General features: G+C 71.2%; 15 protein-coding genes. 12 read left to right on the plus strand and 3 right to left on the minus strand.

The window, feature by feature from the left end; all coding sequences use genetic code 11:
- Positions 1-122: 122 nt before the first annotated feature.
- Both P3L51_RS07245 and P3L51_RS07250 read right to left on the minus strand, forming a co-directional pair.
- Positions 123-947 (minus strand): DUF3097 domain-containing protein, encoded by an 825-nt coding sequence (locus tag P3L51_RS07245; RefSeq protein WP_354604240.1) that lies wholly within the window; start codon positions 945-947, stop codon positions 123-125.
- Positions 948-972: 25 nt separating this feature from the next.
- Entirely contained in the window at positions 973-1,695 is a 723-nt protein-coding gene (locus tag P3L51_RS07250; RefSeq protein WP_354604241.1) for an MBL fold metallo-hydrolase, read from the minus strand.
- A 163-nt stretch (positions 1,696-1,858) separates the two neighbouring features.
- Here P3L51_RS07250 and hrcA point away from each other — a divergent pair, with 163 nt between their 5' ends.
- The 11 genes from hrcA (at position 1,859) to P3L51_RS07305 (ending at position 12,097) form a co-directional block, all read left to right on the plus strand.
- On the plus strand, positions 1,859-2,875 hold the full coding sequence (hrcA, locus tag P3L51_RS07255) for a heat-inducible transcriptional repressor HrcA (RefSeq protein WP_354604296.1): 1,017 nt from the start codon (positions 1,859-1,861) through the stop codon (positions 2,873-2,875).
- Positions 2,876-4,009, plus strand: coding sequence for a molecular chaperone DnaJ (gene dnaJ / locus P3L51_RS07260; RefSeq protein WP_189108274.1), 1,134 nt, complete (start codon positions 2,876-2,878; stop codon positions 4,007-4,009).
- Positions 4,010-4,111: 102 nt separating this feature from the next.
- Positions 4,112-5,185: a nitronate monooxygenase gene (locus tag P3L51_RS07265; protein WP_354604242.1), complete on the plus strand. Its 1,074-nt coding sequence runs from the start codon at positions 4,112-4,114 to the stop codon at positions 5,183-5,185.
- Positions 5,182-5,922: a 16S rRNA (uracil(1498)-N(3))-methyltransferase gene (locus tag P3L51_RS07270; protein ID WP_354604243.1), complete on the plus strand. Its 741-nt coding sequence runs from the start codon at positions 5,182-5,184 to the stop codon at positions 5,920-5,922. The genes P3L51_RS07265 and P3L51_RS07270 overlap by 4 nt, the downstream gene beginning before the upstream one ends.
- Positions 5,923-6,023: 101 nt before the next feature.
- Complete coding sequence (locus P3L51_RS07275) at positions 6,024-6,383, plus strand: histidine triad nucleotide-binding protein (protein ID WP_354604244.1); 360 nt, start codon at positions 6,024-6,026, stop codon at positions 6,381-6,383.
- Positions 6,384-6,395: 12 nt separating this feature from the next.
- Positions 6,396-7,304: a ribonuclease Z gene (locus tag P3L51_RS07280; protein WP_354604245.1), complete on the plus strand. Its 909-nt coding sequence runs from the start codon at positions 6,396-6,398 to the stop codon at positions 7,302-7,304.
- 175 nt (positions 7,305-7,479) lie between these two features.
- On the plus strand, positions 7,480-8,592 hold the full coding sequence (locus P3L51_RS07285) for a carbohydrate kinase family protein (RefSeq protein WP_354604246.1): 1,113 nt from the start codon (positions 7,480-7,482) through the stop codon (positions 8,590-8,592).
- A 219-nt stretch (positions 8,593-8,811) separates the two neighbouring features.
- The gene (locus tag P3L51_RS07290; RefSeq protein WP_354604247.1) at positions 8,812-9,843 is read left to right on the plus strand and encodes a PhoH family protein; all 1,032 of its coding nucleotides are present in this window, start codon (positions 8,812-8,814) and stop codon (positions 9,841-9,843) included.
- 99 nt (positions 9,844-9,942) lie between these two features.
- Positions 9,943-10,440, plus strand: coding sequence for an rRNA maturation RNase YbeY (gene ybeY / locus P3L51_RS07295; protein WP_354604248.1), 498 nt, complete (start codon positions 9,943-9,945; stop codon positions 10,438-10,440).
- Positions 10,437-11,723, plus strand: coding sequence for a hemolysin family protein (locus tag P3L51_RS07300; RefSeq protein WP_354604249.1), 1,287 nt, complete (start codon positions 10,437-10,439; stop codon positions 11,721-11,723). Before ybeY ends, P3L51_RS07300 begins: the two co-directional genes overlap by 4 nt.
- Positions 11,724-11,743: 20 nt before the next feature.
- Complete coding sequence (locus P3L51_RS07305) at positions 11,744-12,097, plus strand: MmcQ/YjbR family DNA-binding protein (protein ID WP_354604297.1); 354 nt, start codon at positions 11,744-11,746, stop codon at positions 12,095-12,097.
- A 68-nt stretch (positions 12,098-12,165) separates the two neighbouring features.
- Here P3L51_RS07305 and P3L51_RS07310 read toward each other — a convergent pair whose 3' ends face one another.
- Positions 12,166-12,855, minus strand: a complete 690-nt coding sequence (locus P3L51_RS07310; RefSeq protein ID WP_354604250.1) for a hypothetical protein — start codon at positions 12,853-12,855, stop codon at positions 12,166-12,168.
- A gap of 145 nt (positions 12,856-13,000) precedes the next feature.
- On the opposite strand from P3L51_RS07310, the gene P3L51_RS07315 reads away from it, so the two are divergent.
- Positions 13,001-13,759: a GntR family transcriptional regulator gene (locus P3L51_RS07315; RefSeq protein WP_354604251.1), complete on the plus strand. Its 759-nt coding sequence runs from the start codon at positions 13,001-13,003 to the stop codon at positions 13,757-13,759.
- The last annotated feature ends 2 nt before the right edge of the window (positions 13,760-13,761 follow it).

Consider the following 13,761-nt stretch of genomic DNA (forward strand, 5'->3'; position numbering starts at 1 on the left):
CACCCCGACCACGACCGCACCCGGACACCACCGCACCCGGACACCACCGCAACCACCCAGCCCGTCCGGCGCTTGAGGACAAAACCGACCACCGAACCGCAGGCGCGCCGCGCGGACCCCGGTCAGTCCGGCACCGGCTCCGTGACGAAGTCGATCAGCTCCTCCACCCGCCCCAGCAGCGCCGGCTCCAGGTCCCGGTAGGACCGCACCGAGGACAGGATCCGCTGCCACGCCGCACCGGTGTTTTCCGGCCAGCCCAGGGCGCGGCACACCCCCGTCTTCCAGTCCTGGCCGCGCGGGACCGTCGGCCACGCCGGGATGCCCACCGACGACGGCTTCACCGCTTCCCAGACGTCGATGTACGGGTGGCCCACGATCAGGACGTCGTGCCCGGTCACCTGCTCCGCGAGGCGGGACTCCTTGGAGCCGCGCACCAGGTGGTCGACCAGGACGCCGAGGCGCGCGTCCGGTGCCGGGGCGAAGTCCGCGACGATCGCCGGGAGGTCGTCGATGCCCTCCAGGTACTCCACGACCACGCCCTCGACGCGCAGGTCGTCGCCCCAGACCCGTTCGACCAGTTCCGCGTCGTGCCGCCCCTCGACGTAGATGCGTCCCGCACGGGCCACGCGCGCCCGCGCGCCCGGGACGGCGACCGAGCCGGAGGCCGTGCGGGTGGGCCGGACCGGGCCGCCGGCGGTGGGCCGGACCAGGGTCACCACCCGGCCTTCGAGCATGAATCCACGTTCCACCAGCGGGAACACCCGGTGCTTGCCGAAGCGGTCCTCCAGGGTGACCGTCGGGCCCTCGGCCGTCTTCTCACAGCGGATCACCGCGCCGCAGAAGCCCGTCGACACCTCCTCGACCACCAGATCCGGTTCGGCGGGCACCTCGGGCACCGGCTTCGAACGCTTCCAGGGCGGGGTCAGATCGGGGCTGTAACTGCGCATCCGCAGACGATAACGGGACCCCGCGTCACGCCGTGCCGAAACGCGCTGCCAGCGCCCCCCGCTGCGCCCGTACGAACGCCGCGTCGACGGCCGCGCCGTGGCCGGGAACGTACACCGCGTCCTCCCCGCCCAGCGCCAGCAGCCGGTCCAGCGCGGCCGACCAGCGCGAAGGGATCGCGTCGTCGCCCGCCTGCGGTTCGCCCGACTCCTCGACCAGGTCGCCGCAGAAGACGACCTCCCGCTCGCCGGGGACGAGCAGCGCCAGATCGTGCCCGGAGTGCCCGGGGCCGACATTGGCGAGAAGTACCTGTCGCCCGCCGAGATCGAGCGTCCACTCGCCGGACACCGGGTGCTGCGGTACGACCAGCAGGTCGACCGCCTCGGCGGCGTCGGAGGCGGACACCCCGTGCCGTACCGCCGAGTCGCGCAGGCCCTCGCGGTCGCGGAGCAGTAGCTCCGCCAGGCCGACCGCGCCGTAGACCCGTACGCCCGAGAAGGCCGCCGTGCCCAGGACATGGTCGAAGTGGGCGTGACTGAGCGCGATGTGCGTGACCCGCCTGCCGCCGCACAGCGCCTGCGCCTGCGCGCGGATCTCCGCGCCCTCGCGGAGCGTCGAGCCCGTGTCGTACAGAAGGACCGCGTCCTCGCCCACGACCAGCCCGACCGTCGCATCCCAGCCAGGCAGTCGCCGCCTGCCGACTCCCGGGGCGATCGGTTCCCAGCCGTGCTCTTCCCAACGGACGTCCATACGGCGACGCTATCGGTGGAGCGGGCGGTCCCGCGCGGTAGCGTGACCGGTCGGCCTTGCTAGGGGCGTACCTGACGGCCGTACACTGGGCCGGGGAATGCTGGCACTCCTACGCATCGAGTGCCAAGCCGGATCCGAGGACCCAGAGCTGGAGGTGTGCGCGATGCTGAGCGAACGCAGGCTTGAGGTGTTGCGCGCCATCGTCCAGGACTATGTCGGCACCGAGGAGCCCGTCGGCTCCAAGGCGTTGACCGAGCGGCACAAGCTCGGTGTCTCCCCGGCCACTGTCCGTAACGACATGGCGGTCCTGGAGGACGAGGGCTTCATCGCCCAGCCCCACACCAGTGCGGGGCGCATTCCGACGGACAAGGGCTACCGGCTCTTCGTCGACCGGCTGGCGGGCGTCAAGCCCCTGTCGGCGCCGGAGCGCAGGGCCATCCAGAACTTCCTCGACAGCGCCGTCGACCTGGACGACGTGGTGGGCCGTACGGTGCGGCTGCTCGCGCAGCTGACCCGGCAGGTCGCGGTCGTGCAGTACCCCTCGCTGACCCGTTCCACGGTGCGGCATGTGGAACTGCTCTCGCTGGCCCCCGCGCGGCTGATGCTCGTCCTGATCACCGACACCGGCCGGGTCGAGCAGCGCATGATCGACTGTCCGGTGCCGTTCGGCGACACGTCGCTGGCGGATCTGCGGGCCCGGCTCAACGCCAGGGTCGTGGGGCGCAGGTTCTCCGATGTGCCGCTGCTGGTGCAGGAGTTGCCCGAATCCTTCGACATGGAGGACCGGGGGACGGTGACCACGGTCCTGGCGACGCTGCTGGAGACGCTGGTCGAGGAGACCGAGGAGCGGCTGATGATCGGCGGCACCGCCAATCTGACGCGCTTCGGGCACGACTTCCCCCTGACGATCCGGCCGGTGCTGGAGGCGCTTGAGGAGCAGGTCGTGCTCCTCAGGCTGCTCGGCGAGGCCGAGGACTCGGGCATCACCGTACGAATCGGGCACGAGAACGCCCACGAGGGACTCAACTCCACGTCCGTCGTCGCGGTCGGCTACGGTTCGGGCGACGAGGCAGTCGCCAAACTCGGCGTGGTCGGACCGACCCGCATGGACTACCCCGGAACGATGGGAGCGGTACGCGCAGTGGCACGTTACGTCGGACAGATCCTGGCGGAGTCGTAAGTGGCCACGGACTACTACGCCGTACTCGGCGTACGCCGCGACGCATCACAGGACGAGATCAAGAAGGCATTCCGCAGGCTCGCCCGCGAGCTGCACCCGGATGTCAATCCCGATCCCAAGACGCAGGAGCGCTTCAAGGAGATCAACGCCGCGTACGAGGTGTTGTCGGACCCGCAGAAGAAGCAGGTCTACGACCTCGGCGGTGACCCGCTCTCACAGGCGGGCGGTGGCGCGGGCGGTTTCGGGGCCGGTGGCTTCGGCAACTTCTCCGACATCATGGACGCGTTCTTCGGGACGTCGCAGCAGCGTGGGCCGAGGTCGCGCACGCGGCGCGGCCAGGACGCGATGATCCGGCTGGAGATCGACCTCAACGAGGCGGCCTTCGGCACCACCAAGGACATCCAGGTCGACACGGCGGTCGTCTGTACGACCTGCTCGGGCGAGGGCGCCGCACCCGGCACCTCCGCGCAGACCTGCGACATGTGCCGCGGTCGTGGCGAGGTCTCGCAGGTCACACGGTCCTTCCTGGGCCAGGTCATGACATCGCGGCCGTGCCCGCAGTGCCAGGGCTTCGGTACGGTCGTGCCGACCCCCTGCCCCGAGTGCGCCGGCGACGGCCGCATCCGGTCGCGCCGCACGCTCACGGTCAAGATCCCGGCGGGCGTCGACAACGGCACCCGCATCCAGCTCTCCGGTGAGGGCGAGGTCGGGCCCGGTGGCGGCCCGGCGGGCGACCTGTACGTCGAGATCCACGAGTTGCCGCACGCGGTGTTCCAGCGCCGCGGCGACGATCTGCACTGCACGGTGACCATCCCGATGACGGCGGCGTCGCTGGGCACGCAGTGTCCGCTGGAGACGCTGGACGGGGTCGAGGACATCGACGTCCGGCCGGGCACCCAGTCGGGCCAGTCGATCCCGCTGCACGGCCGCGGCATCACGCATCTGCGGGGCGGTGGCCGGGGCGACCTGATCGTCCACGTGGAGGTCATGACCCCGTCGAAACTCGACCCGGAGCAGGAGCGGTTGCTGCGAGAGCTGGCGAAGCTCAGGGGCGAGGAACGGCCCACCGGCCAGTTTCAACCGGGTCAACAGGGGCTTTTCTCAAGGCTGAAGGACGCGTTCAACGGCCGTTGACGCGCACCGTCCTCGGGCGCCGGAGGGGCTGTTTCCAGCCCGTCCGGCGCCCGACGACGAACCGGCACCGACACTCCACGGGCGACATGGCACCATGCGTGCATGTCCTCCGTGTTGACCGACATCTGCCGGTATCCGATCGTGCAGGCTCCCATGGCCGGCGGCGCGTCCTGCCCGCAGCTGGTCGCGGCCGTCGGTGACGCCGGAGGGCTCGGCTTCCTCGCCGCCGGGTACAAGACCGCCGACGGGATGTACCAGGAGGTCAAACAGCTCCGGGGGCTCAGCGCCGGCGCGTTCGGGATCAATCTGTTCATGCCGCAGCCGCACCACGACGACCACGCCGCCGTGGAGGTGTACGGCGAACAGCTCGCCGGCGAGGCGGGCTGGTACGGGACCCCGCTCGGCGACCCCGACGCGGGCGGTGACGACGGGTACGAGGCCAAGCTCGCGATACTGCTCGACGATCCCGTCCCGGTCGTGTCGTTCACCTTCGGCTGCCCCACGCCCACCACCCTCGACGCCTTCACCCGGGTCGGCACGCTCACCGTCGTCACGGTGACCACGCCCGAGGAGGCCCAGACCGCCGAGTGGTCCGGCGCCGACGTCGTCTGCGTCCAGGGCGTCGAGGCCGGCGGCCACCAGGGCACGCACCGCGACGACCCCGCCACCGACGGCGCGGGCATCGGGCTGCTGTCGCTCGTCACGCAGGTACGGGACTCCGTACGGCTGCCGATCATCGCGGCCGGCGGGCTCATGCGCGGCGCCCAGATCGCCGCCGTCCTTGCCGCGGGCGCCGACGCCGCTCAGTTCGGCACCGCCTTCCTCGTCTGCCCGGAGTCCGGCGCCCACGCCCTCCACAAGCACGCTATGACCGACCCGCTGTTCACGCGCACCGAACTCACCCGCGCCTTCTCCGGCCGACCCGCGCGCGGTCTCGTCAACCGCTTCATGCGCGAACACGGCCCCTACGCCCCGCCCGCGTACCCGGAGGTGCACCACCTCACCGCCGGACTGCGCAAGGCCGCCGCCAAGGCCGGCGACCCCCAGGGCATGGCTCTGTGGGCCGGTCAGGGCCACCGGATGGCCCGAGATCTGCCCGCCGGACAGCTCGTCGACGTCCTCGTCGGCGAACTCGAAGCGGCCCGCGCCTCGTCGACCCTGGGAAACACCTCATGACCGCACCTGTCTTCGTCGTCGACACCGCCGAGACCCTCCGGCCGGGCACCGTCACGCTCGACGGCCCCGAGGGCCGCCACGCCGTCTCCGTAAGGAGGCTGCGCGTGGGGGAGGAGGTCGTCCTCACCGACGGCGCGGGCACCGGCGCCCACGGGACGGTCGCCGCCGTCCACGGCAAGGACCGGCTGGACGTGGCGGTCACCGGCGTTCGTACGGAGGCCGAGCCCACGCCCCGTATCACCGTCGTACAGGCGCTGCCCAAGGGCGACCGGGGCGAGGTGTCCGTCGAGACGATGACCGAGACCGGCGTCGACGCGATCGTGCCCTGGCAGGCCGCGCGCTGCGTCACCCGGTGGAAGGACGAACGGGGCGCCAAGGCCCTGGCGAAATGGCGCGCCACCGCCCGCGAGGCGGGCAAGCAGTCCCGCAGGCTCCGCTTCCCCGAGGTCGCGGCGGCGATGTCCTCCAAAGAGGTCGCGGCGCTGCTGGCGGCGGCCGACTTCGCCGCCGTCCTGCACGAGGAAGGCAGCGAACCGCTGGCCACCGCCGAACTCCCCGCCGCCGGAAGCATCGTGCTCGTCGTCGGCCCCGAGGGCGGCGTCTCCCCGGACGAGCTGGCGCTGTTCGCGGACGCCGGGGCCACGCCGTACCGGCTCGGCCGCACCGTCCTGCGCACCTCCACCGCCGGCACGGCCGCCGCCGCGCTGCTGCTGGGCCGCACGGGCCGCTGGTCCTGATCGCGGGTGACCGGCGGGCGGATAACATGCCTTCTACGGAAGCGTGTTTCCGTACGGAAGTGACCAGGGGCGACCGGCCGACCGATGAGGAGACCCGGACCATGGCGGGAGAACGACAGGCCGACTGCCTGTTCTGCAAGATCGTCGCCGGGGAGGTGCCCGCCACCGTCGTACGCGAGACGGACACCACCGTGGCCTTCAGGGACATAAACCCGCAGGCTCCCACGCATGTCCTGGTGATCCCCAAGGTCCACTACCCGGACGCGGCCTCGCTCGCCGCCGCCGAGCCGCGGATCGCCGCCGACATCCTGCGCGAGTCCGCCGAGGTCGCCGCCGAGGACAAGACCGCGGGCAGCGGCTACCGGATCGTCTTCAACACCGGCAGCGGCGCCGGCCAGACCGTCTTCCACGCACACGCGCACGTCCTGGGCGGACGCGGCTTCAACTGGCCCCCCGGGTAGGCGGCCGACACCTTGTCCGTACGAGAGCTCGTCGTCCTGGGCACCGCCAGCCAGGTCCCCACCCGACACCGCAACCACAACGGCTATCTGCTGCGCTGGGACGGCGAGGGCATCCTCTTCGACCCGGGAGACGGCACCCAGCGCCAGATGGCGCGCGCCTCCGTCGCCGCGTACGACATCAACCGGATCTGCGTCACGCACTTCCACGGCGACCACTCGCTCGGCCTCGCCGGGGTGATCCAGCGCATCAACCTGGACCGCGTACCGCACGAGGTCACCGCGCACTACCCGGCGAGCGGACAGCACTTCTTCAGGAGGCTGCGGTACGCCACGGCGTACCGCGAGACCGTCGGCATCACCGAGGCGCCCGTCGACACCGACGGCGTGCTCGCCCGGACCGACTCGTACACCCTGCGCGCCCACAAGCTCTCGCATCCCGTCGAGTCCTACGGCTACCGGATCACCGAGCCCGACGGTCGGCGGATGCTCCCGGAACGCCTCGCCGCGCACGGCATCAGGGGGCCCGACGTGGGGCGCCTCCAGCGGGACGGCGAACTGCGCGGGGTGACGCTCGCCGACGTCAGCGAGGAGCGCAGGGGCCAGCGCTTCGCGTTCGTCATGGACACCCGGCTCTGCGACGGGGTGCACGCGCTGGCCGACGGCTGCGACATGCTCGTCATCGAGTCCACCTTCCTCGACGAGGACGGACAACTGGCCGCCGACCACGGGCATCTGACCGCCGGTCAGGCGGGCGCGGTGGCGAGGGAGGCCGGCGTACGGCACCTCGTACTGACGCACTTCTCGCAGCGCTACGGGGACCCGGCGGAGTTCGAGCGGCAGGCCAGGGCGGCCGGTTACGAGGGCGAGCTGACCGTCGCGGCCGACCTCGTACGCGTACCGCTGCCCAAGCGCTCCGGCTGACGCGCGCGGCCCCACGGCGCCCGGCTCGCCGCTCGCGGCGCCACGGCCCGCCCCCCCACGACCTGGCCCGTCACCGGCTGCCCGCACGGCCCGCCCGCACGGCCTGCCGTCACGCCGACTGTCAGTGCGGTCGGGCACACTGTCCGGATCCGTACGCCGATCCGGGAGCGCGACCGTGACCCCACGTGAAGGAACGCCGCAGGAGCACACCGCCCATGTCGACCCGCTGGGCGCCCTGCGCGCCCCGGACGACCCGGACTGCGACGTCTACCTGACCGGCACGGTCTTCCTCGACATCATCTTCACCGGCCTCGCCAGCGCCCCCGTGCGCGGCACCGAGTCCTGGGCCAGGGGCATGGGTTCGAGCCCCGGCGGCATCGCCAACATGGCCAGCGCGCTGGCCCGTCTCGGCCTGCGTACGTCGCTCGCGGCCGCCTTCGGCGACGACCACTACGGCGAGTACTGCTGGGACGCCCTGGAGCAGGGCGAGGGCATCGACCTCTCCCGCTCCCGTACGGTCCCCGGCTGGCACTCCCCGGTCACCGTCTCCATGGCGTACGAGGGCGAGCGCACGATGGTCTCGCACGGCCACGAGGCCCCACCGCCCGACGGCGCCCTGCCCGAGTGCCCGCCACGCGCGCGTGCCGCCGTCGCCGCGCTCACACCGGGCCGCAGCGACGAGTGGATCGCCCGGGCCGCCCGGCACGGGGCGCGGGTCTTCGCCGACGTGGGATGGGACGACAGCGGCCGCTGGGACCTGGCCGGACTTCCCGACCTGGCGCACTGCGAGGCGTTCCTGCCCAACGCCGAGGAGGCGATGCGCTACACCCGCACCGACTGCCCCAGGGCCGCCGCGCGGGCGCTCGCCGAGCTGGTGCCGCTGGTGGTCGTGACCCTGGGCGCGGAGGGGGCGTACGCGGTGGACAGCGCCAGCGGCGCCACCGCCGAGGTGCCGGCCATCGACGTGGAGGCGCTCGATCCGACGGGCGCGGGCGACGTGTTCGTCGCCGGATTCGTCACCGGCACCCTCGCCGGCTGGCCGCTCGCCGACCGGCTCGCCTTCTCCGGACTCACGGCCGCCCTGTCGGTCCAGGAGTTCGGCGGATCGCTGTCGGCGCCCGGCTGGGCGGAGGTCGCCGCCTGGTGGAGCTACGTCCAGGAGTCGACGGACCAGGATCCGGCGGCGCTGCGCCGATACGCCTTCCTGGCGGGGCTGTTGCCCGCGCCGAGCCGGTCGTGGCCGCTGCGCAGGGCCGTGCCGACGATCGGCTTCGGGCGCGCCGGCTGACCTCGGGCGCCCTCGTCGGCACCCGCGCCGACGACGTCCGTGCGCTCCGGCGGGGCGACGTACACGCCGAAGCCGGACACCACGGCCGTCGACGTCCGGCAAACGCGCGCGGAAAAGCCCTACGGGCTTGTCAGTGCGGAGTCGTACGCTGGTATCCAGAGGTTGTCGAGCGGCGAGAACCCTGCAACGGGAGGTATGTGCAGGCCACAGTGCCGGCCCATGACTCAGACACCTACAGTCCCGACCCCCGCGCCCGGTCAGGCGCGAGCCCACTTCACCATTCCCGCCAAGCACCCGATGGTGACGATCCTGGGTTCCGGTGACTCGCTGTTGCGCGTGATCGAGAAGGCGTTCCCGGCCGCCGACATCCATGTCCGGGGCAATCAGATCAGCGCCGTGGGCGACGCGGCCGAGGTCGCTCTCATCCAGAGCCTGTTCGACGAGATGATGCTGGTGCTCCGCACCGGTCAGCCGATGACGGAGGACGCAGTGGAACGCTCGATCGCCATGCTCAGGGCGAGCGAGAACGGTGGCGCGGACGGACCCGAGACCCCCGCCGAAGTTCTCACTCAGAACATCGTCTCCAGCCGGGGCCGCACGATCCGCCCCAAGACGCTCAACCAGAAGCGTTACGTGGACGCGATCGACAAGCACACGATCGTCTTCGGCATCGGCCCGGCCGGTACCGGCAAGACGTATCTCGCCATGGCCAAGGCCGTGCAGGCCCTCCAGTCCAAGCAGGTCACCAGGATCATCCTGACCAGGCCCGCGGTGGAGGCGGGGGAGCGGCTCGGCTTCCTGCCCGGCACGCTGTACGAGAAGATCGACCCGTATCTGCGCCCGCTCTACGACGCGCTGCACGACATGCTCGACCCCGACTCGATCCCGCGCCTGATGGCGGCGGGCACGATCGAGGTGGCGCCGCTGGCGTACATGCGCGGCCGGACGTTGAACGACGCGTTCATCATCCTCGACGAGGCGCAGAACACCAGCTCGCAGCAGATGAAGATGTTCCTGACGCGGCTCGGCTTCGACTCGAAGATCGTCATCACGGGCGACGTGACCCAGGTCGACCTCCCCGGCGGCACCAAGAGCGGACTTCGCCAGGTCCAGGACATCCTGCACGACGTGGAGGACGTGCACTTCTCCCGGCTCACCTCCGAGGATGTCGTACGGCACAAGCTCGTCGGCCGTATCGTCGACGCCTACGAGCAGTACGACAGCCGCAACGGCAACGAACCGCACAGCTGAACGACGGCACAGCCGAACAACCTCGCAGCTGGACGACCGCACGGCTGAGCCGGCCCCTCGCGGCCCCAGCGGCACTAATCGGGAGAGTCACACCGCACCATGTCGATCGACGTCAACAACGAGTCAGGCACCGAGGTCGACGAGCAGGCGATCCTCGGGGCCGCCCGCTACGCGCTCACCCGGATGCGTATCCACCCCCTCTCCGAACTGTCGGTGATCGTGGTGGACTCCGCCGCCATGGAGCAGCTGCACATGCAGTGGATGGACCTCCCGGGTCCGACCGATGTCATGTCCTTCCCGATGGACGAGCTGCGTCCGCCGGTGAAGGACGACGAGGAGCCCCCGCAGGGGCTCCTCGGTGACGTCGTGCTCTGCCCGGAGGTCGCGAAGGCCCAGGGCGAGGAAGCGCCGACGCAGCACTCCATGGACGAGGAGCTTCAGCTCCTCACCGTCCACGGTGTGCTGCACCTCCTCGGGTACGACCACGAGGAGCCGGACGAGAAGGCCGAGATGTTCGGCCTCCAGGCGGCCATCGTGGACGGCTGGCGGGCCGAGCAGGGCCTGACCGGTCCCTCTCCCGCGCCGACCGTCTCGTGATCACGCAACTGATCATCGGGGCGGTCGCGCTGGTCGTGGTCGCCTGGCTGGCGGCCTGCGCCGAGGCGGGGCTCGCGCGCGTCTCGACCTTCCGCGCGGCCGAGGCCGAGCGCTCCGGGCGGCGCGGCGCCGACAAGCTGGCCCAGATCGCCGCCGACCCGACGCGGTATCTCAACGTGGCGCTGCTGGTGCGGGTCGCGTGCGAGATGGCGGCGGGGGTGCTGGTCACCTATGTCTGCCTGGAGGAGTTCTCCGACACCTGGGCCGCGCTGCTCGTCGCGATCGGTGTGATGGTCCTGGTGTCGTACGTCGCCGTGGGCGTCTCACCGCGCACCATCGGCCGCCAGCACCCGCTGAACACGGCGACCGTCGCGGCGTACGTGCTGCTGCCGCTGGCCCGGATCATGGGGCCCGTCCCGCAGCTGCTGATCCTCCTGGGCAACGCCCTCACACCCGGCAAGGGCTTCCGCAAGGGACCGTTCGCGAGCGAGGCCGAGCTGCGGGCGATGGTGGACCTCGCCGAGCAGGAGTCGCTGATCGAGGACGACGAGCGCCGGATGGTGCACTCGGTCTTCGAGCTGGGGGACACGCTGGTGCGGGAGGTCATGGTCCCGCGTACGGACCTGGTCTGCATCGAGCGCTACAAGACGATCCGCCAGGCCCTGACGCTGGCGCTGCGCTCCGGCTTCTCCCGGATCCCGGTCACGGGGGAGAACGAGGACGACATCGTCGGCATCGTCTACCTCAAGGACCTCGTGAGGAAGACGCACATCAACCGTGACTCCGAGGCCGATCTGGTCTCGACGGCGATGCGCCCGGCGGCGTTCGTGCCGGACACGAAGAACGCGGGCGATCTGCTGCGGGAGATGCAGCAGGAGCGCAATCACGTCGCCGTCGTCATCGACGAGTACGGCGGCACGGCCGGCATCGTGACGATCGAGGACATCCTGGAGGAGATCGTCGGCGAGATCACGGACGAGTACGACCGTGAGCTGCCGCCGGTCGAGGAGACCGGCACCGACTCCTACCGGGTCACGGCCCGGCTCGACATCGGCGATCTCGGGGAGCTGTACGGGCTCGACGAGTTCGACGACGAGGACGTGGAGACCGTGGGCGGCCTGCTCGCGAAGGCGCTCGGCCGGGTGCCGATCGCCGGTGCCAGCGCCCTGGTGGAGCTGCCTGACGGGCGCACGCTGCGACTGACGGCGGAGTCCCCGGCGGGCCGCCGCAACAAGATCGTGACGGTGCTCGCGGAGCCGGCCGAGCCGGCGGCGAAGCGGTGAGTCCCTCTCCGGACGGCTCGCTGTCGCGGGACGAACTGCGGGCGTTCTGCCTGGAGTTCAACGCCGCGACGGAGGAGTTCCCCTTCAATCCGGAGACCTCGGTCTTCAAGGTGGTGGGCAAGGTGTTCGCGCTCGCCGCCCTGGACGCCGAGCCATTGAAGGTCTCGCTCAAGTGCGACCCGGACGAGGCGATCCGCCTGCGCGCGGCCCACCCGGAGATCGTCCCCGGCTGGCACCTCAACAAGCGCCACTGGAACACGGTCACGGTCCCCGGCCTCCCGGCGCGGACGGTGCGCGAGTTGATCGAGGACAGCTACGACGCGGTGGTCGCCGGCCTGCCGAAGACGGAGCGCCTCCGGCTGGACCGGCCGTAGGGGGCCTGGCACGGGCGGGCCGGTCCTGCGTTGGTGACCGGGCCGAGTGAAACAGGCGATGCCCACGATCAGCGGCTTGAGGACAGCGGGTCGCTCTGTGTGCCGACGGCACTCCCTCGGAGCGCGTCGAGGCCGGCGACGGTGATTCCGCGCAGCCGCACGAGCGCCTGTCCGGCGCGGATCCAGCGGATGCGGGGATCGTCGAAGGCCACGCTGATCGCGTCCCATGCGACCGGGGACGGATACCCCGGACGGTAGAGGGCCCCTCGTACTCCGACCAGGTCGAACGCGCGCGCCCGCAGGACGGTGCACCGCCGCCGGAGGTGGGGGCAGGCGTGGGCCGACTTCACCGCGCAGGGCGAGCAGAGCGGCGGTTGGGCGGTGATGAGTTCATCGGATGCCGACCCGGAGCCGTCGAGTTCGTCCGGGTTCTCACCCGACATCCACAGCACGCCATCGGCGGTCCGGTCGGCGGGCCCGGCGCAGACCTGGCACAGCAGTGCCTCCATGGCGCGTCGTTGACGCACCGCGTGCACCTTGCCGAACTCGGACCGGCCCTTGCCTGGGACGGAGGGGATCCGCGTCCACAGGACGCCGTTCGTGTCCCGGTCGTACGGCCGCTCGTCGGCGTAGCCGATGCCGCCGTTCTTCGCGACGACACGCAGGGCGGGAGCCTGCTCCGCACTCCAGCGGGTGATGTAGGGCACGAGGCCGGATTGTTGCTGCCCGGCGTTCGACGGCGATTTCTGACGCTTCATCGCATCACGCAACCTCTCTAGACATCTTGAGTAGACCCTGGCGTCACGGTCGATGTCAATGAGATGTCTAGAGAGGACTACCGGCTCGAATGCGCTGTTACGGGTGTGGCCTAGGCTGTCTAGAGAAGACGGAAGGTGTCGACGCATGGCGACCAGGAACAGCGAGGGACAGCCGAAGTATCAGCGCATCGCCGACGCGCTGCGTGAGGCGATCCGGGCCGGTGAGTACGGTCCCGGAGCGCGGCTGCCGGGCGAGAACGAGCTCATGGCCGCGCACGGGGTGGCCCGTATGACGGCACGGCAGGCGCTCGGGGTGCTGCGGAGCGAGGGGCTCGCCGAGTCGCGCAAGGGAGCCGGCGTGTTCGTACGGGCTTATCAGCCCCTGCGGCGGCGCGGGATTCCGCGGCTGTCCGGTGAGTGGTGGGGCGCCGGGCGGTCGATCTGGGAGGCGGATACCGAGGGCCGTGACCTCGTTGTCGATCGGCTCGCCGTGACCGAGGAGCACCCTCCGGAACGGGTCGTGCGGGTGCTGGACCTCGCTCCGGGTGACGCCGTGTGCGTACGGAGTCGGCGCTTCGTGCTGGACGGGAAGCCGGTGCTGCTGGCGGTGAGCTACTTGCCCGCCGCGCTTGTCGCGGGGTCCCCCATCACGCGGGAGGACACCGGGCCGGGTGGCATCTATGCCCGTCTCCGTGAACTCGGCCATGAACCAGTGCACTTCAGGGAGGAAGTCCGCTCGCGCATGCCGTCCCAGGACGAGTCCCGGCGGCTGGAGCTGTCCGAGGGGACGCCCGTCGTGCTGATCTGCCGCACGGCGTTCACCGGCGACGGGCGTGCGGTTGAGATCAACGAGATGGTTCTCGACTCGGCTGCGTATGTTCTCGAGTACGACTTCGACGCCTGAAC

It is taken from the genome of Streptomyces panacea (assembly GCF_040560175.1).
In the GTDB taxonomy this organism is placed as follows: Bacteria; Actinomycetota; Actinomycetes; order Streptomycetales; family Streptomycetaceae; genus Streptomyces; species Streptomyces panacea.